This window comes from Belnapia rosea (genome assembly GCF_900101615.1).
In the GTDB taxonomy this organism is placed as follows: Bacteria; Pseudomonadota; Alphaproteobacteria; order Acetobacterales; family Acetobacteraceae; genus Belnapia; species Belnapia rosea.
In genome coordinates this window covers 299321-322900 of sequence record NZ_FMZX01000002.1, presented here as the reverse complement: position 1 = coordinate 322900, position 23580 = coordinate 299321, and the positions used below count along the sequence as shown (strand labels likewise).

Annotated in this window: 20 protein-coding genes; 11 read left to right on the top strand and 9 right to left on the bottom strand. The window is 72.5% G+C overall.

What is annotated here, in order from left to right; translation table 11 throughout:
• Positions 1–2: 2 nt before the first annotated feature.
• Both BLR02_RS07665 and BLR02_RS07660 read right to left on the bottom strand, forming a co-directional pair.
• Positions 3–1430: a M20 family metallopeptidase gene (locus BLR02_RS07665; protein WP_090563185.1), complete on the bottom strand. Its 1428-nt coding sequence runs from the start codon at positions 1428–1430 to the stop codon at positions 3–5.
• A gap of 5 nt (positions 1431–1435) precedes the next feature.
• Positions 1436–2686, bottom strand: a complete 1251-nt coding sequence (locus BLR02_RS07660) for a flavin-dependent oxidoreductase (RefSeq protein WP_090662127.1) — start codon at positions 2684–2686, stop codon at positions 1436–1438.
• A 157-nt stretch (positions 2687–2843) separates the two neighbouring features.
• On the opposite strand from BLR02_RS07660, the gene BLR02_RS07655 reads away from it, so the two are divergent.
• The 10 genes from BLR02_RS07655 to cysG all read left to right on the top strand — a co-directional run bounded on the left by BLR02_RS07655 (position 2844) and on the right by cysG (position 16158).
• The gene (locus BLR02_RS07655; RefSeq protein WP_245704675.1) at positions 2844–3407 is read left to right on the top strand and encodes an ANTAR domain-containing response regulator; all 564 of its coding nucleotides are present in this window, start codon (positions 2844–2846) and stop codon (positions 3405–3407) included.
• A gap of 219 nt (positions 3408–3626) precedes the next feature.
• Complete coding sequence (locus BLR02_RS07650) at positions 3627–4754, top strand: CmpA/NrtA family ABC transporter substrate-binding protein (protein ID WP_176849430.1); 1128 nt, start codon at positions 3627–3629, stop codon at positions 4752–4754.
• Positions 4754–6019 carry a CmpA/NrtA family ABC transporter substrate-binding protein gene (locus tag BLR02_RS07645; protein ID WP_090662120.1) on the top strand — a complete coding sequence of 422 codons (1266 nt, stop codon included), beginning with the start codon at positions 4754–4756 and terminating at the stop codon, positions 6017–6019. Before BLR02_RS07650 ends, BLR02_RS07645 begins: the two co-directional genes overlap by 1 nt.
• Before the next feature lie 3 nt (positions 6020–6022).
• Positions 6023–6889, top strand: coding sequence for a nitrate ABC transporter permease (gene ntrB / locus BLR02_RS07640; protein ID WP_218127889.1), 867 nt, complete (start codon positions 6023–6025; stop codon positions 6887–6889).
• 13 nt (positions 6890–6902) lie between these two features.
• Positions 6903–7697 (top strand): ABC transporter ATP-binding protein, encoded by a 795-nt coding sequence (locus tag BLR02_RS07635; RefSeq protein WP_090662118.1) that lies wholly within the window; start codon positions 6903–6905, stop codon positions 7695–7697.
• An 11-nt stretch (positions 7698–7708) separates the two neighbouring features.
• The gene (locus tag BLR02_RS07630) at positions 7709–8908 is read left to right on the top strand and encodes an NAD(P)/FAD-dependent oxidoreductase (RefSeq protein WP_090662115.1); all 1200 of its coding nucleotides are present in this window, start codon (positions 7709–7711) and stop codon (positions 8906–8908) included.
• Positions 8908–10632, top strand: a complete 1725-nt coding sequence (locus BLR02_RS07625) for a NirA family protein (RefSeq protein ID WP_090662112.1) — start codon at positions 8908–8910, stop codon at positions 10630–10632. The genes BLR02_RS07630 and BLR02_RS07625 overlap by 1 nt, the downstream gene beginning before the upstream one ends.
• The gene (locus BLR02_RS07620; RefSeq protein ID WP_090662110.1) at positions 10629–12149 is read left to right on the top strand and encodes a sulfite reductase subunit alpha; all 1521 of its coding nucleotides are present in this window, start codon (positions 10629–10631) and stop codon (positions 12147–12149) included. The genes BLR02_RS07625 and BLR02_RS07620 overlap by 4 nt, the downstream gene beginning before the upstream one ends.
• A 131-nt stretch (positions 12150–12280) precedes the next feature.
• A complete protein-coding gene (locus BLR02_RS07615; protein ID WP_090662107.1) occupies positions 12281–14848 on the top strand; it encodes a nitrate reductase in 2568 nt (855 codons plus the stop codon).
• Complete coding sequence (cysG, locus tag BLR02_RS07610) at positions 14848–16158, top strand: siroheme synthase CysG (RefSeq protein WP_090662104.1); 1311 nt, start codon at positions 14848–14850, stop codon at positions 16156–16158. The genes BLR02_RS07615 and cysG overlap by 1 nt, the downstream gene beginning before the upstream one ends.
• Positions 16159–16352: 194 nt before the next feature.
• Here cysG and cnbZ read toward each other — a convergent pair whose 3' ends face one another.
• Positions 16353–17105, bottom strand: coding sequence for a 2-amino-5-chloromuconate deaminase CnbZ (cnbZ, locus tag BLR02_RS07605; protein ID WP_090662101.1), 753 nt, complete (start codon positions 17103–17105; stop codon positions 16353–16355).
• 59 nt (positions 17106–17164) lie between these two features.
• Here cnbZ and atzD point away from each other — a divergent pair, with 59 nt between their 5' ends.
• On the top strand, positions 17165–18268 hold the full coding sequence (atzD, locus tag BLR02_RS07600; RefSeq protein WP_090662097.1) for a cyanuric acid amidohydrolase: 1104 nt from the start codon (positions 17165–17167) through the stop codon (positions 18266–18268).
• A 27-nt stretch (positions 18269–18295) separates the two neighbouring features.
• Here the strand turns inward: atzD and BLR02_RS07595 are convergent, their stop codons facing one another.
• From BLR02_RS07595 to dksA, 6 genes are all read right to left on the bottom strand, one after another.
• A complete protein-coding gene (locus tag BLR02_RS07595; protein WP_090563157.1) occupies positions 18296–19159 on the bottom strand; it encodes a hypothetical protein in 864 nt (287 codons plus the stop codon).
• 33 nt (positions 19160–19192) lie between these two features.
• Positions 19193–19621 (bottom strand): hypothetical protein, encoded by a 429-nt coding sequence (locus BLR02_RS07590; RefSeq protein ID WP_218127888.1) that lies wholly within the window; start codon positions 19619–19621, stop codon positions 19193–19195.
• Positions 19622–19845: 224 nt separating this feature from the next.
• Complete coding sequence (gene ypfJ / locus BLR02_RS07585; RefSeq protein ID WP_090662093.1) at positions 19846–20709, bottom strand: KPN_02809 family neutral zinc metallopeptidase; 864 nt, start codon at positions 20707–20709, stop codon at positions 19846–19848.
• Between the two features lie 63 nt (positions 20710–20772).
• The gene (locus BLR02_RS07580; protein ID WP_090662090.1) at positions 20773–21996 is read right to left on the bottom strand and encodes a CaiB/BaiF CoA transferase family protein; all 1224 of its coding nucleotides are present in this window, start codon (positions 21994–21996) and stop codon (positions 20773–20775) included.
• Positions 21993–22961, bottom strand: coding sequence for a Bug family tripartite tricarboxylate transporter substrate binding protein (locus BLR02_RS07575; protein ID WP_176849429.1), 969 nt, complete (start codon positions 22959–22961; stop codon positions 21993–21995). The genes BLR02_RS07580 and BLR02_RS07575 overlap by 4 nt, the downstream gene beginning before the upstream one ends.
• A gap of 154 nt (positions 22962–23115) precedes the next feature.
• Positions 23116–23532 (bottom strand): RNA polymerase-binding protein DksA, encoded by a 417-nt coding sequence (gene dksA, locus BLR02_RS07570; RefSeq protein WP_090563147.1) that lies wholly within the window; start codon positions 23530–23532, stop codon positions 23116–23118.
• Positions 23533–23580: the final 48 nt, after the last annotated feature.

Sequence of the window (23580 nt, the reverse complement as noted above, 5' to 3'; positions counted from 1 at the left end):
GGTCAGGCCGCCGTCACGGACATGTCGAAAGGCGGCTGCACATCGGGCGAGAGCACCGGCTCATAGGGATTGGCCGAAGTCCGCGCCGCGAGATCGGCCTTGGCCGCCGCGATCAGCGCCGGGTCACGCAGGCAGTCGACCGCCGTGCCGGCCATCACCTTCGCCACATGCACCATGCCCTTATGCGCCGCCGGCAGCTTGCCCTGCGCCGTCAGCTGCCAGGAATGCCCCGGCGTGCCGATCGCATAGGTCGAGCCCCGCGCCTGCACCGTCGGCACCACCCAGGAGACGTCGCCCACATCGGTCGAGCCCATCATCGGCGCCCCGCGCACCTCGAGCGGCACGACGACGTCGCAGAGCGAGACGCCCTTGCGCATCGGCAGGCCGATCCGCCGCCAGGAGGCGGCGATGTCCTCCTCGGTCAGCGTCGCCTGGAACTCCGCGGCCCGCGCCCGGTCGAGGTCGTCGAAGGGCGGCGGCCCGAGCCGGTCGAGGTTGTTCTGCATCGCCCGCTCGAGCGGCCCGTTGCCCATCAGGTTGGAGACGCCGGAGACCACCTTGGACGAGACCTTGGTCTCCGTCATCAGCGCCGCGCCATCGGCGACCTTCCGCACCCGCTCGATCAGCCGCCGCAGCTCCACCAGGTCCCGCGCGCGGATGAGGTAGCGCACCTTGGCCGTCGGCTGGACGACGTTCGGCGCGACGCCACCGGCATCGAGATAGGCGTAGTGGATGCGCGCATCGCTCGGCATGTGCTCGCGCATGTAGTTGACGCCGACATTCATCAGCTCCACCGCATCGAGCGCGCTGCGCCCGAGATGCGGCGCCGCGGCGGCATGGCTCGCCCGCCCGACGAAGGAGAAGTCGATCCGCGTATTGGCGAGGCTCACCGCCTCCTGCACCGCGGCGAAGGCCGCCGGGTGCCAGGAGATGGCGACATCCACATCCTTGAAGGCGCCGTCGCGGACCATGAAGCCCTTGGCCGCCCCGCCCTCCTCGGCCGGGCAGCCATAGTAGCGCACCCGCCCGGGGAGGTTGTTCGCCGCCAGCCACTCCTTCACCGCCGTCGCCGCCAGCAGCGAGGCGGAGCCGAGAAGGTTATGCCCGCAGCCATGGCCGAAGCCCGGCCCCGGCAACGGCCGCGGCTCGGCGACGCCGGCCTCCTGGCTCAGCCCCGGCAGCGCGTCATACTCGCCGAGGATGGCGATGACCGGCCCGCCCTCGCCCGCCTCGCCCATCACGGCGGTCGGGATGCCGGCCACCTTCTCCGTCACCCGGAAGCCCTGCTCCCGCAGCATCGCCGTATGCTCGGCGCAGGACCGTGTCTCGGTATAGGCGAGTTCCGGCATGCCCCAGACGCGGTCGGAGAGCGCCTCGAAGCCGCCCTTCCTGGCATCGATCAGCCGCCAGATCTGCTCGGTATTGTCCATGATAATCAGGCCCGTGCCTTGAGGGTTTCGGGATCGTAGCCGGCGACGCGCTTGTCGCCGCCGGTGATGGCCAGCATCTCCTCCCGCGTCATCACATCCTCGATGCGCGCGAAGGGACGGTCGCCGGTGCGGGTGAAGACCTCGCCGAGGATGGCGTCCGGCAATGCCTTCCGGTTGGCCAGCATCACCTGTGTGGTCGCCGGCAGGCGCTCGGCCTCATAGGCCTTCAGCGCCGATTCGGGGTCATCCGCATGCCGGACAAGCTTATCCGCTAGGCAGCGCGCGTCGAGGATCGACTGCCCCGCCCCGTTCGAGCCGCGCGGCACCATCGGATGCGCCGCATCGCCGAGCAGGCTCAGCCGCCCGAAGCTCCAGCGCGGCAGCGGGTCCTGGTCCACCATCGGGAATTCCAGCACCACCTCGGAGGCGCGCAGCATGGCGGGAAGGTCCAGCCAGTCGAAGACCCAGTCCCGCACATGGGGGATGACATCCTCGATGTCGCCGGGCCGGTTCCAGTCGCGGCGCAGGCGGTGATTCCCGGCCTCCACCTCGAAGACCCAGTTGATGGGCTGCCGCCCCTCCGCATCCAGGTCGCGGCGGATCGGGTAGATCACCATCTTGCCGGTCTTCAGCCAGCCCGCCCGCGTCATGCTGGCCCCGGTCAGGATGGGCGGCCAGCGCGAGACGCCCCGCCACATGGTGGTGCCGGTGTATCTCGGGTCGCCTTCCTGCGGGTAGAATTGCCGCCGCAGCACCGAATGGATGCCATCCGCCCCGATCGCCGCGGTGCCGCGCAGCGGCCCCGGCGTCGCCCCGCCGGCGCCCGGGGTGAAGTGCAGCGTCACCCCATCCTCATCCTGTTCGGCCCGCATCAGGCGATGGCCGAACAGCACCGCCCCCTCGCCCAGCCGCTCCCGCACCGCCGCCAGCAGCACCGCATGCAGGTCGGCGCGGTGGATCGACATCTGCGGATGGTCATGGCCCGCGGCACGGCCGAGCGGCTCGCGGTGGATGAGCTGGCCGAAGCGGTTGAAGAAATTCACCTCATCCGTCTGCACGCCATGCCGCAGCAGCGCCTCCTGCAGGCCGAGCCGCGCCAGCTCCGCCGCCGCATGCGGCAGGATGTTCACCCCGACGCCGAGCGGCTTCACCTCCGCCACCGCTTCCACCACCCGGCAGGGGATGCCGTTCCGGTGCAGGCAGAGCGCCAGCGTCAGCCCGCCGATGCCGCCGCCGATGACCAGGATGCCCTCCATGGCGCCTCTCCCCCGCCCTGCCGCGATACTGGGCGGCCCGACGGGCAGGTCAAGCGCCACCCGCTCGTCTCGCGGCACGATCCATGCTTGGGCAATCGCGGCCGCGCAACGCATTCCCGTCCCCGCGGCCCCGGACCGGATCGAGCCAGGAGCCCGAGTGCTGCGCGTCTTGCTTGTGGACAGTGACCCGGACCGCGCGGCCGAGGTGGAGGCCGGGCTGGCGGCCACCGGCTGCACCGTCGTCGCCATCGCCGCCGGCACCGAGGAGCTGACGCGCCATGTCCGCGACACCGGCGCCGAGGTGATCGTCTGCGGCCTCGACGACCCGTCCCGCGACGAGCTGGAGGGCATGCGCGCCCTCCATCGTGACGAGCCACGCCCCGTCGTCCTCTTCACCGAGAAGGCGGAGCCTGAGCAGATCGAGGCCGCGCTCGCCGCCGGCGTCTCCGCCTATGTGGTCGAAGGCATGGCCCCGGCCCGGGTGCGGCCGGTGATCGAGGTCGCCATCCGCCGCTTCCGTGCCCATCAGGCGCTGCGCGAGGAACTGGCCGAGGCGCGCCAGGGCCTCGAGGACCGCAAGCTGGTCGACCGCGCCAAGGCCCTGCTGATGCAACGCCACCGCCTGACCGAGCCCGAGGCCTATAAGCGCCTGCGCCGGATGGCGATGGACAGGGGCCTGCGGATCGCCGCCATGGCCGGCCTGGTTCTGGACAAAAATTAGGCATAATGCCTACCTAATAACCTTCATACCGGCTTACTCAATTATCTGCCCAAACCCCGCGCAATTCTCTTGACCCCCTCCTGGCGGTTCTGCTGCATTGCAGTAGCGAGGTGATGCGCAACGGCGTGCATCGCACCGGCCCCTCGGGCCACTCGCCCTGTCCACCAGCGGTCCAACGGCGGTCCGCATCTGGCCATTCCAGGCCGGAGGACCGCCCTGTTGCCACTCGATACCGACGCTCCTCCCCGCCCGACGCTCCGCCGCCCCGTGCTGCGCACCCTCCGCCTCGGCTTCGTGCCGCTGACGGATGCAGCCCCGCTGCTGGTGGCGCAGGAGCTTGGCCTGTTCGATGCCGTCGGGCTGCGGGTCGCGCTGACCGCCGAGCCCTCCTGGGCCGCCCTGCGCGACAAGCTCGCCTTCGGCGCCCTTGACGCCGCGCATATGCTGGGCCCGATGCCGATCGCCCTCGCCGCCGGCCTCACGGGGGTGAAGGCGCAGGTCACGGTCGCCGCCGGCCTCGGCGCCAATGGCAATACCATCACCATCTCCAATGCCCTGGTGCAGGAGCTCGGCCGCCTTGCCCGCCCGCTCGGCGCCGCCAGCTTCGCCGCCCTCGTCCGCCGCCGCGCCGCGCAGGGCCGCCGTCCGCTGACGCTGGCCGTCGTCTTCCCCTTCTCCTCGCACAATTACCTGCTGCGCCACTGGCTGGCCGAGGGCGGGCTCGACCCGGACCGCGACCTTCGCCTCACCGTGGTGCCGCCACCCATGGTCGCCCAGCGCCTGGCCGATGGCGCCATCGACGGCTTCTGCGCCGGCGAGCCCTGGGGCAGCCATGCCGCCGCCCTCGGCGCCGGGCGCATCGCCCTCTCCACCGGCGATATCTGGCCGAACCACCCGGAGAAGGTCCTCGCCTTCGCCGCCGATTACGCGACGCGGGACCCGGAGAGCGCCACCGCCTGCACCGCCGCCGTCATCGCCGCCGCCCGCTGGCTGGACGAGCCGGCGAACCAGGCCGAGGCGGTGAACATCCTCCGTCGCCGCGCCTTCCCGCGCCTCGACCGCGCCGAGATCGCCGCCGCCTTCGAGGGCATGGCCGAGGGCCTGCCGCTCGACGCGCCGCTGCGCTTCCACAACGCCACCCTGCCACGCCGCGAGCAGGCCGCCTGGTTCCTCCGTCAGATGCGCCGCTGGGGCCATGTCCCGGCCGCGGTCAGCGACAGCGCCGCCCTCGCCCCCTGGCGCCAGGACATCTGGCGCGCCGCCGCCGCGCGCCTGCACGAGGCCGAGCCGCCCGCCCCTTCGCCACCCCCATCCTCGCCGCTTGGCGACAGCCCGGAGCACGCCTGATGAGCCTCTCCCGCCGCAACGCCATCGCCGCGACGGCCGCCCTGCTGGCTGCCGCCCGCGCCGCCACCCCGCGCGGGGCCTTCGCGCAGGGGGCGACGACGCCCGAGGTGAAGAAGGCCGTCCTCGGCTACATCGCCCTCACCGACGCCGCGCCCCTCATCATCGCCAAGGAACGGGGCCTTTTCGCCAAGCACGGCATGCCGGAGGTCGAGGTCTCGAAGCAGGCGAGCTGGGGCGCGACCCGCGACAACCTCGTCCTCGGTGGCGAGCGCGGCGGCATCGACGGCGCCCATATCCTGACGCCGCTGCCCTACCTGATGACGGCCGGGAAGGTCACGCAGAACAACCAGCCCGTGCCCATGGTCATCACTGCCCGGCTGAACACCAACGGCCAGGCCCTCTCGGTCGGCGAGAAGCACAAGGCGCTGAAGCCGACCATCGACGCCAGCAGCCTCAAGCGCGCGCTGACGCAGGAGAGCAAGGTCGCCATGACCTTCCGCGGCGGCACGCATGACCTCTGGATCCGCTACTGGCTGGCCGCCGGCGGCATCGACCCGGACCGGGAGGTGCAGACCATCGTCGTCCCGCCGCCGCAGATGGTCGCCAACATGAAGGTCGGCACCATGGACGCCTTCTGCGTCGGCGAGCCCTGGAACGACCAGCTCGTCAACCAGAAGATCGGCTTCACCGCCGCCGTCACCGGCGAGCTGTGGCGCGACCACCCGGAGAAGTCCCTCGGCCTCCGCGCCGACTGGGCGGAGCGCAACCCGAACGCCGCCGTGGCGCTGACCGCCGCCGTCATCGAGGCGCAGCGCTGGTGCGACGCGGCGGCGAACAAGCAGGAGATGTGCAGCATCATCGGCCGCCGCGCCTGGTTCAACGTGCCGGTCACCGACATCCTCCAGCGCTCCCTCGGCAACATCGATTACGGCGATGGCCGCAAGGTCGAGGGCTCGCCCCTGCTGATGAAGTTCTGGCGCGACCATGCCAGCTACCCCTTCCCCTCGCATGAGCTCTGGTTCCTCACCGAGGACATCCGCTGGGGCGTCCTCCCCGAATCCACCGACACGAAGGCGCTCATCGCCCAGGTGAACCGCGAAGGTCTCTGGCGCGCCGCCGCCGAGCGCGCCGGCGTCCCCGCCGGCGAGATGCCGGGCGGCACCAGCCGCGGCCGCGAGACCTTCTTCGACGGCAAGGTCTTCGACCCGGAGAACCCCGCCGCCTATCTCGCCTCCCTCTCCATCAAGAAACTCGCCGGAGCCTGACCGATGAACATGCTGGCCCCGAAGCCGGCCGCTGCGCCGGCCGCCATCTCCACGCCCGAGCCCTTCGCCGCCCTCCCCCGCGCCTCGCGCCTCCGCCCCATCCTGGCGCAGGTGCTGCCGCCGCTGCTGGTGGTGCTCGCCCTGGTCGCGCTCTGGCAATTCGCGGCCAGCGGCCCGAATGCCACGCTGCCGCCGCCGACCAAGGTCTGGGCCGATGCGCGGGACCTCATCACCGACCCGTTCTTCGATAATGGCGGCCTCGACAAGGGGTTGTTCTGGCACCTGCTGGCAAGCCTCCAGCGCGTCGCCCTCGGCTTCGCCCTCGCCGCTGTCGCCGGCATCCTGGTCGGGCTGCTGATTGGCACCTCCGACTTCGCCATGCGCGGGCTCGACCCGATCTTCCAGGTGCTGCGGACGGTGCCGCCGCTCGCCTGGCTGCCCCTCTCGCTCGCCGCCTTCCGGGAAGCCCAGCCGAGCGCGATCTTCGTGATCTTCATCACCTCGATCTGGCCGATCATCATCAATACCGCGGTCGGCGTCAGGAATGTCCCGCAGGACTACCGCAACGTCGCCGCCGTCATCCGCCTGCGCGGCCCGGCCTTCTTCTGGAAGATCGTGCTGCCCGCCGCCGCGCCCTACATCTTCACCGGCCTCAAGATCGGCATCGGCCTCTCCTGGCTGGCGATCATCGCCGCCGAGATGCTGATCGGCGGCGTCGGCATCGGCTTCTTCATCTGGGATGCCTGGAACAGCTCCAACCTCTCCGACATCATCGTGGCCCTCACCTATGTCGGCCTGGTCGGCTTCGCGCTCGACCGCATCGTGGCCCTCGCCGGCCGCTTCGCCACCCGCGGCACCTCGGCCAGCTAGGGGAGAACGACAGATGGACCGCTTCCTCGAGATCTCCCAGCTCTCCGTCGCCTTCCCCAAGGCGCCGGTCCCCGTGCTGCGCGAGATCGACCTGCAGATCGCCCGCGGCGAATACGTCTCCGTCATCGGCCATAGCGGCTGTGGCAAGTCGACGCTGCTGAACGTCATCGCCGGCCTGCTGCCCGCGACCGCCGGCGGCGTGGTGCTCGAAGGCCGCGAGATCGCGGGCCCCGGCCCCGACCGCGCCGTCGTCTTCCAGAACCACAGCCTGCTGCCCTGGCTGACCTGCTACGAGAACGTCAAGCTCGCGGTGGACCAGACCCTGTCGAAGGCCATGTCCCGCGCCGAGCGCCATGACTGGGTGCTGGAGAACCTCGCCCTCGTCCGCATGACGCAGGCCAAGGACAAGCGCCCCTCCGAGATCTCCGGCGGGATGAAGCAGCGCATCGGCATCGCCCGCGCCCTCTCGATGAAGCCCAAGGTCCTGCTGCTGGACGAGCCCTTCGGTGCGCTCGACGCCCTCACCCGCGCCCATCTCCAGGACCAGGTGATGGAGATCCATGCCTCCCGCGGCACCACCGTCGTCATGATCACCCATGACGTGGACGAGGCCGTGCTGCTCTCGGACCGCATCGTGATGCTGACCAACGGGCCCAATGCCCGCATCGGCGAGATCCTGGAGGTCGACCTGCCCCGCCCGCGCGACCGGCTGGCGCTGGCCGCCGACCCGCGCTTCGTCGCGGCGCGGACCTCGGTGCTGGAATTCCTCCACGCACGCCACGCCAACCCGGCGCTCGCCGCAGCCTGAGGGCCAGCACCATGCGTGTTCTCGTCATCGGTGCGGGCCCGGCCGGCGCGCGCTGCGCCGTCCGGCTCGCCGAGCGGATGCCCGGTGCGGAGGTCACCCTCGCCGGCGCCGAGGCCGCGCTGCCCTATGACCGGGTGGCGCTGTCGAAGCTGCTGGCGGGCGACGCGACCATCGAGGACCTCATCACCCACCCGCTGCCGATGCTGCAATCCCTCGGAATCCGCTACCGCCCGGCGACGCCCATCGCCGCCCTCGACCGCGCCGCGGGCGAGGCCGTCACCGCGCGCGGCGAGCGCCTGCCCTATGACCGGCTGGTGCTGGCCACCGGCTCCACCGCCATCCGCCTGCCCTTCCCCGGCGCCGATCTGCCCGGCGTCGTCCTCTACCGCGACATGGACGATGTCCGCGCCATGCTCCGCGCCGCCCGCTCTGGCGGCCGCGCCGTCGTCATCGGTGGCGGGCTGCTCGGGCTCGAGGCCGCCGTCGGCCTCGCCCATCGCGGCATGACGGTCACCGTCGTCCACGCCGTCGGCTGGCCGATGGAGCGCCAGCTCGACCCCGCGGCCGGCGCCCTGCTCACCAGACGCCTCGGCACGCGCGGCATCCGCTTCGCCATGCCGGCGAGCACCACCGCCATCGAGGGCGAGGACCGCGCCCGCGCCGTGCTGCTCGCCGACGGCACCCGCATCCCGGCGGAACTGGTAGTGATGGCCGTCGGCATCCGCCCCAACATCGCCCTCGCCCGCGAGTCCGGCCTGCCCACCGGGCGCGCCATCACGGTGGACGACGCCATGCGCACCGCCGACCCGGCCGTCTTCGCCATCGGCGAGTGCGCCGAGCATGCCGGCCGCTGCATCGGCCTCGTCGCCCCCGCCCTGGAGCAGGCCGAGGTCGCCGCCCGCGCCATCGCCGGCGAGGCCGCCGCCTGGGCCCCGCGCGCCGATGCCGCCGCGCTGAAGGTCTCCGGCACCGCCGTCTGGTCCGCCGGCGAGATCGCCCCGGAGGATGCGGAATCCATCACCCTCCGCGACGAGGCGGAGGAGCGCTACCGCCGCCTGCTGCTGCGCGACGGCAGGCTGATCGGCGCCGTGCTCTACGGCGACACGGCGGATGCCGGTTTCTACCTCGATCTCATCACCACCCGCCGCAGCGTGGTGGGGTTCCGGTCGGCCCTCGCCTTGGGTCCGGCCTTCGTGCGGGAGGCCGCCTGATGCCCGATACCGGTTTCAACCCCGAACAGCAGGAATACCTGAAAGGCTTCATGGCCGGCGTCGAGGCCCGCCGCGGCAGCCTCGCCCCCGCCTCGGAGGGCACCGCCCCCGCCGATGCGCTGCGCGCCGCCCAGGACCGCGCCATCGCCGCCGGCGGCAAGCTCGTCCCGCAGGAGCAGGCCAAGCGCGAGAAGCATCCGCTCGACCGCTGGGACGAGCTGACCGCCCGCGCCGCCGCCGGCCGCTTCCCGAAGCCGATCGAGGACTTCGTCGGCCGCTACCACGGCCTCTTCTATGTCGGCCCGGCGCAGGACGCCTTCATGTGCCGCCTCCGCATCCCGGGCGGCATCCTCTCGGCCTGGCAGCTCCGCGGCATCGCCGACATCGCCGAGGACTGCGCCGGCGGCTATGCCGACGTGACGACGCGCGCCAACCTGCAATACCGCGAGATCCCGGCCGCGAAGGGACCCGAGGTGGTGATGCGCCTCGGCGATATCGGCCTGCTGCCGCGCGGCACCGGCGCCGACAACATCCGCAACATCACCGCCTCACCCACCGCCGGCATCGACGCCGCCGAGCTGATCGACACCCGCCCGCTGGTCCGCGCCCTCCATCACCACATCCTGCACAGCCGCGATCTCTTCGGCCTGCCGCGCAAATTCAACATCTCCCTCAGCGGCGGCGGCGCTGTCGAGGTGCTGCAGGAGACGAACGACATCGCGCTCACCGCCATCGAGATGGCTGAGGGCATCCGCTTCCGCCTCAATCTCGGCGGCATCACCGGCCATCGCGACTTCGCCCGCGAGACCGGCGCCGCCATCGCACCGGAGGATGTGGTGCCGGTCTGCGACGCCATCCTCCGCGTCTTCATCGCCGAGGGCTGCCGCACCGACCGCGCCAGGGCCCGGCTGAAATACGTCCTCGACCGCATGGGCGTGGAGGGCTTTCTCGGCGCCGTCGAGGACCGCCTCGGCAGGCCCCTCCCCCGCCTCGCCGCGACCAACCCGCCGGTGATGCCGGCCAAGCACGGCCATGTCGGCCTCCATGCCCAGCGGCAGCCCGGCCTCTTCTACCTCGGCGTGACGACACCGCTCGGCCGCCTCACCACTGCCCAGCTCCGCGGCCTCGCCGACCTCGCCGAGCGCCACGGCAGCGGCACCATCCGCCTGACCGTCTGGCAGAACCTGCTGATCTCCGACATCCCCGAGGCCAGCATCCCCGCCATCCAGTCCGGCCTGACACGGCTCGGCCTTGGCTGGCAGGCCAGTGCCATCCGCGGCGGCCTCGTCGCCTGCACCGGCAATGCCGGCTGCAAATTCGCCGCCGCCAACACCAAGCGCCACGCCGCGGAACTCGCCGACTTCCTCGAGCCCCGCATCGCCCTCGACGCGCCGGTCAACATCCACCTGACCGGCTGCCACCATTCCTGCGCCCAGCACTACATCGCCGATATCGGCCTGCTCGGCGCCAAGGTGGAGCGCGGCGAGGACATGATCGAGGGCTATGACCTGCATGTCGGAGGCGGTTCCGGGCCGGAGCAGCGGATCGGCCGGCTGGTCCGCAAGCAGGTCGCCCATGACGAGCTCGGCCCGGTGGTGCTGAGCCTGCTGCAGGCCTGGCAGCGCGGCCGCAGCGAGGCCGAGAGTTTCCACCTGTGGTCCGCCCGCCAATCCGACGAGACGCTCGCCGCCCTCGCCGCCGCGCGGGTCCTGGAGGACGCATGAACGCCATCTCCCCCATCGCGCCCGTGCCGCTGATCCCGGAGAGTGCGCCCTTCACCCCCGCCCAGCGCGCCTGGCTGAACGGCTTCCTCGCCGGCCTCTACGGCGGCGCCGAGGGAGCCCCGGCCAACGCCTCCCCCACGCCGGTGCCGGAGGCGGAGGACTTCCCCTGGCACGACCCCGCCCTCGACCTCGCCGAGCGCATGGCCCTTGCCGAGGGCAAGCCGAAGCCCCGCCGCCTGATGGCCGCCATGGCCCAGCTCGATTGCGGCCAGTGCGGCTATGTCTGCCAGACCTATGCCGAGGCCCTGGCCTCCGGCGCCGAGACCTCCGCCTCCCTCTGCGTCCCCGGCGGCAAGCCGACCTCGAAGGCGCTGAAGGCGCTGCTGTCCGAAGCCGCCATCCTCGCCCCCGCCGCACCCGTGGCGGCGCCCAAACCCGCCGGCCCCATCGGCGAACCCATCGGCTTCCTCGCCGCGACGCGCCTGACGGGTCCCGCCTCGGCCAAGGATGTCCGCCATGTCGTCCTCGACCTCGCCGGCAGCGGCCTGGCCTACCAGCCCGGCGACAGCCTCGGCGTGGTGGCCGAGAACGACCCCGCCCTGGTCGATGCGGTGATGGACGCCCTCGGCGCCGACTCCGCCCTCCGCCCCGTCCTGCTGCGCGAGCGCGACATCGCCCGTCCCCTCGACCGCACCACGGACCTCCTCGCCGGCGCCGCCCGCGACCCGAAGGAAGCGGCGATGCTCCGCAAGCTCTCCGACGGCGACGACGATGCCGAGCCGAAGGAGGCCGACCTGCTCGACCTGCTGACGGCCTTCCCCTCCGCCCGCCCGCCCATCGCCGACCTCATCGCCTCCCTCCCCGTGCTGAAGCCCCGCCTCTACTCCATCGCCTCCTCGCCGCTCGCCGCGCCCGGCAAGGTCGAGCTCTGCGTCGGCGTCATCCGCGCCGAGCGCCGTGGGCGGCTGCGCGACGGCATCGCCTCCTGCCACCTCGCCTTCCGCGCCTCGCCCGACCAGCCGCTCCGTGCCTATATCCAGCCCAGCCACTTCCGCCTGCCCGAGAACCCCGGGACGCCGGTCATCATGATCGGCCCGGGCACCGGCATCGCCCCCTTCCGCGCCTTTCTCCAGCACCGCGCGGCGACCGGCGCCCGCGGCCGCAACTGGCTCTTCTTCGGCGACCAGCGCAGCGCGACGGACTTCCTCTTCCGCCCGGAGATCGAGGCCTGGCGCGAGGAGGGCCTGCTCACGACGCTCTCCCTCGCCTGGTCGCGCGACGGCGTGCAGAAGGTCTATGTGCAGGACCGCATGCGCGAGGCGGCCGCCGATCTCTGGCGCTGGCTGCAGGACGGCGCGCATGTCTATGTCTGCGGCGACGCCTCCCGCATGGCGAAGGATGTCGACACCGCCCTCCGCCAGGTCGCCATGCAGCAAGGCGGCATGAGTGCCGACCAGGCCCGCGACTGGATCGTGGCGCTGGCCCGCCAGCACCGCTACCAGCGCGACGTCTATTAGTTCCCCACGACACCGCTGACGCGGCGTCGCGGGGGCCCCGGTCGCCGCTCACGCTCGAAGCTTCGCCACGCCTTCCGCGGCAAAGCCGCGAAAGGGCACCAGCCTTCCCGCATCTGACAGGCGCACCTCCCATGGCCGAGACACGGACCACCTGCCCCTATTGCGGCGTCGGCTGCGGCGTCCTCGCCTCCGCCGATGGCACCCTGCGGGGCGACCCGGAGCATCCCGCCAATCGCGGCCGCCTCTGCAGCAAGGGCACCGCATTGGGCGAAACGCTCGACCAGCCCGGCCGCCTCCTCCACCCGGAGGTGGATGGCAAGCGCGCCAGCTGGGACGCCGCCCTCGACGCCGTGGCCGAAGGCTTCCGCCGCGCGCTCGCGGAAGGCGGCCCGCAAGGCACCGCCCTCTACGTCTCCGGCCAGCTTCTCACGGAGGATTACTACGCCGCCAACAAGCTGGCGAAGGGCTTCCTCGGCACCGGCAATATCGACAGCAACTCCCGCCTCTGCATGGCCTCGGCCGTCGCCGGCCACCGCCGCGCCTTCGGCGAGGACCTCGTCCCCGGCATCTACGAGGATCTGGAACTGGCCGATCTCGTCGTGCTGGTCGGCAGCAACCTCGCCTGGTGCCATCCGATCCTGTTCCAGCGCCTCCAGGCCGCCCGCGCCGCCCGCCCCGCCATGCGCCTGGTGGTGATCGACCCCCGCCGCACCGCCTCCTGCGAGGGCGCCGACCTCCACCTCCCCATCCCGCCCGGCTGCGACGTCGCCCTCTTCAACACCCTGCTCCGCCACCTCCACGCGCAGGGCTTCCGCAGCACCGCCCCCGGCCTCGCCGAGGCTGTGGCACAGGCCGACGGCGACACCGGCCTCGACCCTGCCGCGCTCGCCACCTTCCTCGACTGGTTCGCCACGACGCCCCGCACCGTCACCCTGTTCAGCCAGGGCGCCAACCAATCCTCGGCGGGGACGGACAAGGCCAACGCCATCATCAACTGCCACCTGCTCGCCGGCCATATCGGCCAGCCCGGCGCCGGCCCCTTCAGCATCACCGGCCAGCCCAATGCGATGGGCGGCCGCGAGGTCGGCGCGCTGGCCAACACCCTCGCCGGCCATCTCGACTGGGCCGTCCCCGCCGAGGCTGCCGCGCTGCGCGACTACTGGCAGGCGCCGAACCTCGCCGCCGGCCCCGGCCTCAAGGCGGTGGACCTGTTCCGCGCCGCCGGCGAGGGCCGCATCGGCGCCCTCTGGGTGATGGCCACCAACCCCGCCATCTCCCTCCCCGATGCCGGCCGGGTCCGCGAGGCCCTCCGCCGCACCCCCTGCCTCGTCGCCTCCGACTGCACGCGGGAGAGCGACACCGTGGACCTCGCCCGCATCCGCCTCCCCGCCCTCGGCTGGGGCGAGAAGAGCGGCACGGTGACCAACAGCGAGCGCGTCATCAGCCGCCAGCGCGCCTTCCGCCCCGCCCCCGGCGAGGCCCGGCCGGATTGGTGGGCCATCGCCCAGGTCGCCGCCCGCCTCGGCTGGGGCGAGGCCTTCGCCTGGTCCGGCCCGGCCGCGATCTTCCGCGAGCATGCCGCCCTCACCGGCCTCGCCCGCCCCGCCGCCCGCGCCTTCGACATCTCCGGCCTCGCCGACCTCTCCGATGCGGACTACGCGGCGATGCCACCGACCCGCTGGCCCGTTGCCCGCCGCGGCGAGCAGGGCGGCCGCCTCGCCCCACCCGCCCGCTTCGTCGCCACGCCCTTCCGCCCGCCGGCGAACGCCACCAGCGCGGAGTACCCCCTTGCCCTGCTGACCGGACGCCTCCGCGACCAGTGGCACAGCATGACCCGCACCGGCCCCGTGCCACGGCTCATGGCCCATAGCCCCGAACCCACCGCCGCCATCCACCCTGCCGATGCGGCCGGGCTGCCGGATGGCAGCCTTGCCCGCCTCGACAGCCCCTGGGGCAGCGCCACCCTCCGCCTGCGCCATGATCCGGGCATCGCCCGCGGCGGCGTCTTCGTCCCCATGCACTGGACGGCGCGTTTCGCCCCCGCCGCCCGCATCAACATCTCGGTCAACCCGGCGGTGGACCCGGTCAGCGGCCAGCCCGAGCTGAAGCACACCCCGGTGCGCCTCGGCCCGGCGCCGATGGCATGGCACGGCTTCCTCCTGGCCCGCCGCAGCCTCGGCGCCGAGCTCGCCGACTGGACCGCGCTCATCCCGGAGGGCCCCGGCCTCTGGCGCCACGAGCTCGCCGGAGGGGAGGCGCCCGCCGAGGCCTTCGCCCGCCTCCGCGCCCTGGTCGAGGAGCCCGATGCCGCCTGGGTCCTGCTGGAGGACCCCGCCGCCGGCCTCCACCGCGCCGCGCTAGTGCGGGACGGCCGGCTGCTGGCCTGCCTCTTCCTCGCCCCCGATCCTGCCGGCCTGCCGCCGCGCGGCTGGCTCGCCGGCCTCTTCGCCGAGGCGGCCATCGGCAGCGCCGCCCGCCGCGCCCTGCTGGCCGGCACCCCGGCCGATGGGCCCGCGCCCTCGCCCACCCTCTGCGTCTGCCACGGCGTCACCGCAGCCGTGATCTGCTCAAGCATCGCGCGAGGTGCTAACACCCCCGCCCTGGTCGGCGAGGCGACGAAGGCGGGTACGGGCTGCGGCTCCTGCCGGCCCGAGATCGCCGCCCTGCTGGCCGCCACGCCGGTGCCGGAACCCGCCTGATGCAGCATTTCCCCGTCTTCCTTGACCTCCAGGCCCGGCCGGTGCTGGTCCTCGGCGCGGGCGAGGTGGCGGAACGCAAGGCCGATCTCCTCCGCCAGGCCGGCGCCGAGATCCGCTTCGCCGTGTCCTTCGACGCCGCCCTGCTCGAAGGCTGCGCCCTCGCCATCGGCGCCGACGCGCCGGAGTCCGAGCTCCAGGCGCTGGCCACCGCCTGCCGCGCGCGCGGCATCCCGGTGAACGTGGTCGACCGCCCCGCCCTCTGCACCGCGCTGATGCCGGCGATCATCGACCGCGCCCCGGTCACCATCGCCGTCTCCTCGGGCGGCGCCGCCCCTGTCCTCGCCCGCATGATCCGGCAGAAGATCGAGGCCCTGCTGCCACCCGGCCTCGGCCGCGTCGCGGCGCTGGCCGAGCGCTTCAAATCCGCCGTGCGGGCGCGCCTGCCCGACCTCGCCGCCCGCCGCCGCTTCCTCGACGCCACCCTCGGCGGCCTCCCCGCGGACCTCGCCATCGCCGGCCGCGAGGCCGAGGCCGATTCCGCCTTCGCCACCGCCCTCGATGCCGCCGAGACCCGCCCGCGCGGCATGGTCCACCTCGTCGGCGCCGGCCCGGGCGCGGCGGACCTGCTGACCCTCCGGGCGCTGCGCCTGCTCGGGGAGGCGGATGTCATCGTGCATGACCGCCTGGGCACCGAGGCGGTGCTGGAGATGGCCCGCCGCGACGCGGAGCGCATCTTCGTCGGCAAGGCCCGGGCCAATCACTGCATGAAGCAGGAGGACATCAACGCCCTCCTCATCCGCCTCGCCCATGAAGGCCGGCGCGTCGTCCGCCTCAAGGGCGGCGACCCGCTCGTCTTCGGCCGTGGCGGCGAGGAGGCGGAGGCGCTGGCCGCCGCCGGCATCCCCTGCGAGGTCGTCCCCGGCGTCACCGCCGCGCTGGCCTGCGCCGCCGGGGCAGGCATCCCGCTGACCCACCGCGACGCTGCCCGCGCCGTCACCTTCGTCACCGGCCACCGGCGCGACGGCGGCGTCGATGTCCGCGGCCTGGTGCAGCCCGGCCAGACGCTGGCGATCTATATGGGCATCAGCACCCTGGCGCCGCTGCGCGACGGCCTGGTCGCCGAGGGCATGGCGCCCACCATGCCCGCCGCCGTGATCGAGCGTGGCGGCACGCCGCAGCAGCGCGTGCTCCGCGGCACGCTGGACAGCATCGCCAGGGATGCTCCCGGCTGGGTCACCGGCGGGCCGGCGCTGCTGCTGGTCGGCGAGGCGGTGGGGCGCGGCGCCCAGGGCTGGCTCCAGGCCGCCTGAGGCCTTTCCGCTGGACCTCGCTGGCCGGGCGGATTATAGGAATATCCGCCCACGGCCTTGCTGTGTCCGGCGCTCTGGCGGGACCCTGCCTCAATCGCTCAAACCCTCAAATCCACCAGGAAAAGCCAACCTTTACAACGCCTTGCAGAACTTCGGTTGAGGCGGTTTGAGCGGAATTGAAGTGCAGCGGCCCCTTACGGCAGCACCCGCTCCAGCGGCAGCCCGCGGCAGTCCATCTCGTATTCCAGGTCCACCACCGGCGGGCGGCAATGCTGCCAGGTCACGCCATGCCGTGCCGCCCCGCGCCGCACCAGCTCATCGCCGAGGAGGGGATGGATGTCATGCACGGTGTAGACCTGCACGCCCGTCGTCACCTGCCAGGTGGCGTCGAGCGCCGCCATCCGCCGCTCCATCTCGCCCAGCACATACTCCGCCTTGGCACGGATGCCGGCCGGCGAAAGGTCCCGGTAGGCGACCGTGCTCTCGGCATAGGTCGCCTTGCCCTCGAGGCTCTCGCCGCTGCCGGCGGCGACGAAGCTCGGCCCCGCCTCCGCATCGGGCAGCGCGAAGGTGAAGGCATGGAAGCCCGGCTCGGCCGGCGGGCTGATCGCCGGGCAGACATTGCTGCGCGCCACCGGATTATGGCCCTCCGTCAGCACGCCCCATTCCCCGAGCACGCCGGCATAGGCCTCGTTGAAGCTGCGGAAGCCGGCATCGGTGAAGGGTGCGGGCGAGCGCAGCTCGCAGGCGCAGAAGGCGGTCAGCGGCAGGCCGCGCCCCTTGAGATAGTCCGCAATGCGCGCGAAGCCCGCCGCCAGCGGCACCGGATCGGCGAAGCGCACCCGCTCCAGCCGCCAGCCCGGCAGCGCCGCGACACCGCCGGAATACTGGAAGACGGCGGGGATGAAGCGATAGCCGCGCTCGGCGAGCGTGATGGTGCTGTACATGCAGGTCTCCTCGGTCCTGCCCAGGATGCCACCGAAACCTCTCGCCGGGAGTCCCCCCGATGCCGAAACCCCGCCGCGCCGTCCTGCATCGCCTGCCCATGCGCCATCCCGGCGACACCGCGGCCATCGAGGCCCTTATCGAGGCCGGGCGGCTCGACCCGGCGAACCTGGTCGCCATCCTCGGCAAGACGGAGGGCAATGGCTGCGTCAACGACTTCACCCGCGCCTATGCGGTGCAGTCGCTGCAGATGATGCTCGCCCGCCGCATCGGCGCCGAGGCCGCCGCGCAGATCGCCATGGTGATGTCGGGCGGCACCGAGGGCGGGCTGTCGCCCCATTTCCTCCTCCTGTCCGTCGAGCCGGGAGAGGTGGCGAATCCGGCCGGTGCGCTGGCCATCGGCACCGCCTTCACCCGTGACTTCGCCCCGGAGGAGATCGGCCGGATGCCGCAGGTGGAGGCCGTGGCCGCCGCCGTCCGCACGGCCATGGCGGAGGCCGGCATCGCCGGCGCCTCGGATGTCCACTACGTCCAGGTGAAATGCCCGCTGCTGACCAGCGAGCGCATGGAGGCAGCCGCTGCCCGCGGCGCCACCGTGGCGACCGGAGACACCTATGCCTCCATGGGCCTCTCCCGCGGCGCCTCGGCGCTCGGCGTGGCGCTTGCGCTCGGGGAGATCGACGGCGTGTCGCCGGAGGAGATCGGCCAGGACTGGGCGAAGCATTCCGCCGTCGCCAGCGCCTCCGCCGGCGTCGAGCTGGAGCGCTGCGAGGTCATCATCCTCGGCAACAGCCCGGACTGGGCCGGCGACCTCGCCATCGCCCATGCGGTGATGCAGGACGCCATCGACCTGCCCGCCATCCACCGCGCCCTCGCCTCGGCCGGCCTGCCGACCGAACATGGCCAGCTGGCCCCAGTGGCGGCCCAGCGCCTCATCGCCGTGCTGGCCAAGGCGGAGCCGTCCTCCAACGGCCGCATCCGCGGCCAGCGTCACATCATGTGGGATGACAGCGACATCAACGCCACGCGCCATGCCCGTGCGCTGGTCGGCGGCGTCATTGCCGGGGCCGTCGGCCGCACCGACATCTTCGTCAGCGGCGGCGCCGAGCATCAGGGCCCGGACGGCGGAGGGCCCGTCGCGGTCATCGCGCGACGGGCCCCCTGATCCTCACGGTTGGTCCTGGCCTTGGCCTTACACGGCCGGGTCGGGATTCCGCGTCGTCTTCACCTCGTTCTCCGGATGGGCGCCGCTGACATTGGTGCCCGCCACCTTGTCGAAGCCACGCGACGCCTGGGTGCCGGGCGGGTTGCCTGGCGTGCCATCGGGGCTGCTGCTGCCGAGTGCCGCATCGGTGCGGGTGCCGGCATCCGTGCGGGTGCCCATCTGGCCAGCGGCGGTGGTGGTGCCGATGCCAGCCGCGGTGCCGAGGCCGCTCGTCGGCGTGGTCATGCCGGCGGTCGCCGTGCCAGGCGCGGCGGTGGTGCTGTCATGCCGAGTCCAGCCGCTCTCGTCCCAACGACCGGTCGCCGAATCCAGCTCCTGCGCATTGTGGCGCGAGAGGATGGAGTCGGCCTCGCTCGCGCGGCCTTCATCCACCCGCACGGTGACGAGGTTGCTGCCGCGGCGCACGCCCTCGGCATAGACCGCGGCCTGTTCCTCGCCGAGGCCGGACTGGGTCAGCGCGCCGAGCAGGCCGCCCGCCGCAGCGCCCACGCCGGCACCGGTCAGCGCCGCGACCAGCCAGCCGGCGGCGACGATGGGGCCGAGGCCCGGGATCGCCAACGCGCCGATGCCGGCGAGCAGGCCGGCACCGCCGCCGACCAGCGTGCCGAGCGTCGCGCCCGTGCCAGTGCCGGTGGAGGCGCCGGTATGGCCCGGGCCGTTCTCGCCGACATCGGTGGTGCTGGTGGTCGGGGTCGTGGTCGAGCCATCCTCGGCGCCACGCGCGACGAGGCTGATGTCGTCATGCGCAAAACCGGCGGCCTCGAGGTCACGAACGGCGGCAGCGGCGTCGGAGTAGTTATCGAAGAGTCGGGCGATGGTACGTGTCGCCATGGGTCAGTACTCCTGTTTGGTGCGAGGGAAGGCTCAGCGCGTCGTCACATTGCCCTGGTAGTCGAGAGAGACGGAGACCTGCTGGCCATTGCGCATCGCGCGGCCGCGCCAGATGCCCTGGTCGTCCTTCTGCAGATCGTTCAGGCCGGTGAAGCCGGCGGCCTCGATGCGGCTGCGCGCCTGGCCCTCGGTGAAGCTGTTGGCGCCGGCGGCCGGCGTCGTCGCGGTGCGGGTGCCGTTGTCCGTGGTGACGGCAGGCGGCGTGCTCTCGCTGCGGGCGCTCGGGGCATTGGCGCCGGTGCGGTCCGGCATGGCCGGGGTCGCGGTCGGTGCGGTCGGCGCGGGCGCGGCCCGATTGGTCGAGCCCGGTGCGGGCGCGGTCGGAGCGGGCGAGGTCTGGGCGTAAGCCGGCATGGCAGCAACAGCGCCGAGCAGCGCCAGGCGGATCATCGTCGTGCGCATTGTCTGTGTTCCCGTGTGGTGGCCATGGCTCGCTTGCGGCGTGCCATTGCAACCGTTAACGGGCAGGCCGCCATCGCGTTCCCATCACGGGTCAGACGGCAGCGCGAACCTCGACGGCGGGCACGGGCTGCGGCGCCCAACGCAGAAGCGGCGTCATCCGTGTCCAACACGGATGACGCCGCTTCCCTGCAACTCGAAAAGCCTTGGCTCAGGCGCGCTGACGGCTACCCGCCGAATGTGTCGCAGGCGCGCGGGTCGCCCGCCTCCAGGCCACGACGGAACCACTGCACGCGCTGCGCCGAGCTGCCATGGGTGAAGCTCTCGGGCACCACCGTGCCACGCGAGCGGCGCTGCAGCCGGTCGTCGCCGACCGCGGCGGCGGCGTTGATGCCTTCCTCGATATCGCCCGGCTCCAGCACCCGGCGCATCTGCTGGGTGCGGTTGGCCCAGACGCCGGCGAAGCAGTCTGCCTGCAGCTCGACTCGCACCTGCAGCGCGTTGGATTCCACCTCGCCCATCCCGCGCCGCTCGCCATCGACACGGCGCAGCACGCCGATCTGGTTCTGCACATGGTGGCCGACTTCATGGGCGATGACATAGGCACGGGCGAAGTCGCCCGGTGCGTTGAGCTGGCGCTCCATGTCGCGGAAGAAGGCGAGGTCGAGATAGACCTTCTGGTCACCCGGGCAATAGAAGGGCCCCGTCGCAGTCTGGGCGAAGCCGCAGGCCGATTGCGTGCCGCCACTGTAGAGCACGAGATTGGGTGGCTGGTAGGTATTGCCGGCGCGGCGGAAGACATCGGTCCAGACATCCTCGGTCGTAGCCAGCACCTGCGAGACGAAGCGGCGTGCCCCGTCCTGCTCGCCGCCCTCCGTCACCGGGGCGCCCTGCTGGCGCACGACAGGGGCATCCGTCTGCCCGCCGCCGCCCGAGAGGATCACCGAAGGATCGACACCGAAGAACAGCGCCATTAGCACCAGGGCGATCGTACCGAGCCCGCCGCCCGCGACGCCGATCGGGAAGCCGCCACCGCCGCTGCCGCGCCGATCCTCGATATTGCCGCTTTCCCGTCCGTCACCGAGCCGCATGACCAGACCTCCCGCTTCGGCGGGACAACAGCCGGGAGGGCGGATGGTTCCGGAAGCGGGGCGTTACCCCTCCCGCACCACCCCGGACTCGCGCAGCCGCGCCAGCGCCGCCTCGCCGAGCAGCGGGCCGAGCACCGCCTCATTGTGCTCGCCGAGGCGCGGCGCGGGCCGGGCGAGGATGCCAGGGGTCGCGGAGAGGCGCGGGACCATGCCATGCATCGGCAGCCATCCGCCCGGCATCTCCTCGTCCGGCACCTCGATCACCGCCTCGCGCGCAGCGACATAGTCATCCTCGGCCAGCATCGCCGCATCCATGATCGGTCCGATGGTGACGCCGGCCGCATCGAAATGCGCCAGCGTCTCGGCGAGGCTCCGCTCGGCGATATAGCCGGCGATGATCGCATCCAGCTCCTCGCCATGCCGCACGCGGTCGGCATTGGTGCGGAAGCGCGGGTCATCGATGAGGTCGGCCCGCCCGATGCTGCGGAACAGCTTCTCGGTCATCCCTTGCGTCGAGGCGGAGAGGCAGACCCAGCCGCCATCCCGCGTCTGGTAGGCGTTGCGCGGCACGGCATTGGTGCTGCGGCTGCCGGTGCGCGGCTTGAGCTCGCCGGTGAGCTGCCAGTTCGCGTGCTGCGGCTCCATCATCACATGGATGGGGTCGAACAGCGTGAGGTCGATCACCTGCCCCTGCCCGGTCGCCTCGGCATGGCGCAGCGCGATCATCGCGGTCGCCGCGCCATAGAGCCCGGCATAGCCATCGGCCATGTACATCGGCGGCAGCACCGGCTCCCGGTCGGCGAAGCCATTCACCGCGGCGAAGCCGGCATAGCCCTCGACCAGCGTGCCGAAGCCCGGCTTGTGCCGATAGGGCCCATCCTGTCCCCAACCGCTGATGCGGATGATGACGAGGCGCGGGTTGATCGCCAGCAGCACCTCCGGCGCGAGGCCCATCGCCTCCAGCACGCCGGGGCGGAAGCTCTCGACCAGCATCGAGGCCTCGGCGGCCATGCGCTTCACCACCTCGATCGCCGCCGGGTCGCGCAACGCGAGGCAGACCGAGAGCTTGTTGCGGCTCAGCGTCTTCCAGGTCGTCGAGACTCCCTTGATGCGCCAGGCGCGCAGCGTGTCCCCCTCCGGCGGCTCGAGCTTCACCACCTCGGCACCATGGTCGGCCAGCACCTTGGTCAGCATGTTGCCGGCGACGAGGCGCGAGAGGTCGAGCACGCGGAGGCCCTGCAGGGCCCCGGTCGCGGCAGGGTCGAAGCTGTGGCGATGGGGGCTCATTCGGCGCGGATCCCGGCGCGGGCGGCGAGGTCCCGCCAGCGGGCGAGATCGGCATGCAGGACGGCGGCGAAATCCTCCGGCCCGACCGGCGAGGGCGTGGCGCCCTCCGCGGCATAGATGCGGGCGAGGTTGGCATCGCCGAGCGCCGCATTCACCGCGCGGTGGATGGCGAGGCGAAGGCCGGGCGCCAGGCCACGCGGCGCCAGCAGCCCCCACCAGATCGCCACCTCGTAATCGATGCCCTGCTCCTTCACGGTCGTGACCGCCGGCACCTCCGGCGGCAACCCGCCCCCCGGCGCCGTCGCGGCGATGACGCGGACGCGGCCGTCACGGATGGCGGCGTTGGCGCTCGCCACGGTCGTGATCATCAGCGGGATGGTGCCGGCGACGAGGTCCGTCACCGCCGGCGCGGTGCCGCGATAGGGCACGTGGTTCATCCGGATGCCGGCCTGCTGGCAGAAATACTCCGAGATGAAGTGGTTGATCCCGCCCGCGCCGGAGCTGCCGTAATCCAACCCGCCCGGCTTCGACCGCGCGAGCGCCACCAGCTCCGCCACGGTGCGGGCGGGGACGGCGGGATTGACCATGATGAAGAAGGGCGCCCGAGCCAGCAGCGCCACCGCATCGAAGCTGCCCTCGGCATCCCAGGGGGTCTTCTGCAGCACGGCCGTGGTGGCGAAGGAGGAGGAGGTGACCATCAGCGTATGGCCATCGGCCGGCGTCTGCGCCACCTGCCCGGCGCCGATCGCGCCGCCGGCGCCGCCCCGGTTCTCGACGATCACCGGCTGCCCGATCAGCGCCTGCAGCCGGTCCGCCAGCGGCCGCGCCACCACATCGTTGGAGCCACCTGGCGGAAACGGGACGACGAGGCGAATGGGGCGTTCGGGCCAGGCGGCCTGGGCGCGGGCAAGGCCCGGCGTCGCCAGGGCCGCGGCAAGCAGGGCGCGACGCCCGATGCAGGGCATATGTTTCCTCCGGTCCGCGTTGCCGCGAGCCTCCCCGGCGGGAAGGGCCCTTGTCAACCGGGCCGGGGAATGGCCTCCGCTCGGCATGCAGGGGGCGGCATGCCGGGCACGAGGCCGGAGGGTGGCGGGCCGTGCGGCCAGCCACCGCCCCTCGTCAGTCGTCGCGGTGGATCCGCTCCATGCGCTCGTGGCGCTCCTGCGCCTCGATCGACAGGGTGGCGATCGGCCGTGCCTCGAGCCGGCGGAGCCCGATGGGCTCACCCGTCTCCTCACAATAGCCGTAGGTGCCGTTCTCGATCCGCTCCAGCGCCTGATCGATCTTGGAGATCAGCTTGCGGGCCCGGTCGCGGGTGCGGAGCTCAAGGGCCCGGTCGGTCTCGACGCTGGCCCGGTCGGTCAGGTCGGCCTCCGTGATGCCGCCGGCGGAGAGGCTGGCGAGGGTATCCCCCGCCTCCCGCAGCAGATCCAGGCGCCACCGCCGCAGCTTCTGCCGGAAATACTCCTGCTGCCGCGGGCTCATGAACTCTTCGTCGTCGGTCGGACGGTAATCGGGCGGGAGGGTGATCAGCATGTCTGGACGGCCCCATTCCGCTGGAGACCTGGACACGCCGCCCCGGCC

Coding starts and splice junctions, on each gene's coding strand:
- BLR02_RS07665 (WP_090563185.1), bottom strand. CDS start 1,430: ATGGACAATACCGAGCAGATCTGGCGGCTGATCGATGCCAGGAAGGGC.
- BLR02_RS07660 (WP_090662127.1), bottom strand. CDS start 2,686: ATGGAGGGCATCCTGGTCATCGGCGGCGGCATCGGCGGGCTGACGCTG.
- BLR02_RS07645 (WP_090662120.1), top strand. CDS start 4,754: ATGAGCCTCTCCCGCCGCAACGCCATCGCCGCGACGGCCGCCCTGCTG.
- ntrB (WP_218127889.1), top strand. CDS start 6,023: ATGAACATGCTGGCCCCGAAGCCGGCCGCTGCGCCGGCCGCCATCTCC.
- BLR02_RS07635 (WP_090662118.1), top strand. CDS start 6,903: ATGGACCGCTTCCTCGAGATCTCCCAGCTCTCCGTCGCCTTCCCCAAG.
- BLR02_RS07630 (WP_090662115.1), top strand. CDS start 7,709: ATGCGTGTTCTCGTCATCGGTGCGGGCCCGGCCGGCGCGCGCTGCGCC.
- BLR02_RS07625 (WP_090662112.1), top strand. CDS start 8,908: ATGCCCGATACCGGTTTCAACCCCGAACAGCAGGAATACCTGAAAGGC.
- BLR02_RS07620 (WP_090662110.1), top strand. CDS start 10,629: ATGAACGCCATCTCCCCCATCGCGCCCGTGCCGCTGATCCCGGAGAGT.
- BLR02_RS07615 (WP_090662107.1), top strand. CDS start 12,281: ATGGCCGAGACACGGACCACCTGCCCCTATTGCGGCGTCGGCTGCGGC.
- cysG (WP_090662104.1), top strand. CDS start 14,848: ATGCAGCATTTCCCCGTCTTCCTTGACCTCCAGGCCCGGCCGGTGCTG.
- cnbZ (WP_090662101.1), bottom strand. CDS start 17,105: ATGTACAGCACCATCACGCTCGCCGAGCGCGGCTATCGCTTCATCCCC.
- atzD (WP_090662097.1), top strand. CDS start 17,165: ATGCCGAAACCCCGCCGCGCCGTCCTGCATCGCCTGCCCATGCGCCAT.
- BLR02_RS07595 (WP_090563157.1), bottom strand. CDS start 19,159: ATGGCGACACGTACCATCGCCCGACTCTTCGATAACTACTCCGACGCC.
- BLR02_RS07590 (WP_218127888.1), bottom strand. CDS start 19,621: ATGCGCACGACGATGATCCGCCTGGCGCTGCTCGGCGCTGTTGCTGCC.
- ypfJ (WP_090662093.1), bottom strand. CDS start 20,709: ATGCGGCTCGGTGACGGACGGGAAAGCGGCAATATCGAGGATCGGCGC.
- BLR02_RS07580 (WP_090662090.1), bottom strand. CDS start 21,996: ATGAGCCCCCATCGCCACAGCTTCGACCCTGCCGCGACCGGGGCCCTG.
- BLR02_RS07575 (WP_176849429.1), bottom strand. CDS start 22,961: ATGCCCTGCATCGGGCGTCGCGCCCTGCTTGCCGCGGCCCTGGCGACG.
- dksA (WP_090563147.1), bottom strand. CDS start 23,532: ATGCTGATCACCCTCCCGCCCGATTACCGTCCGACCGACGACGAAGAG.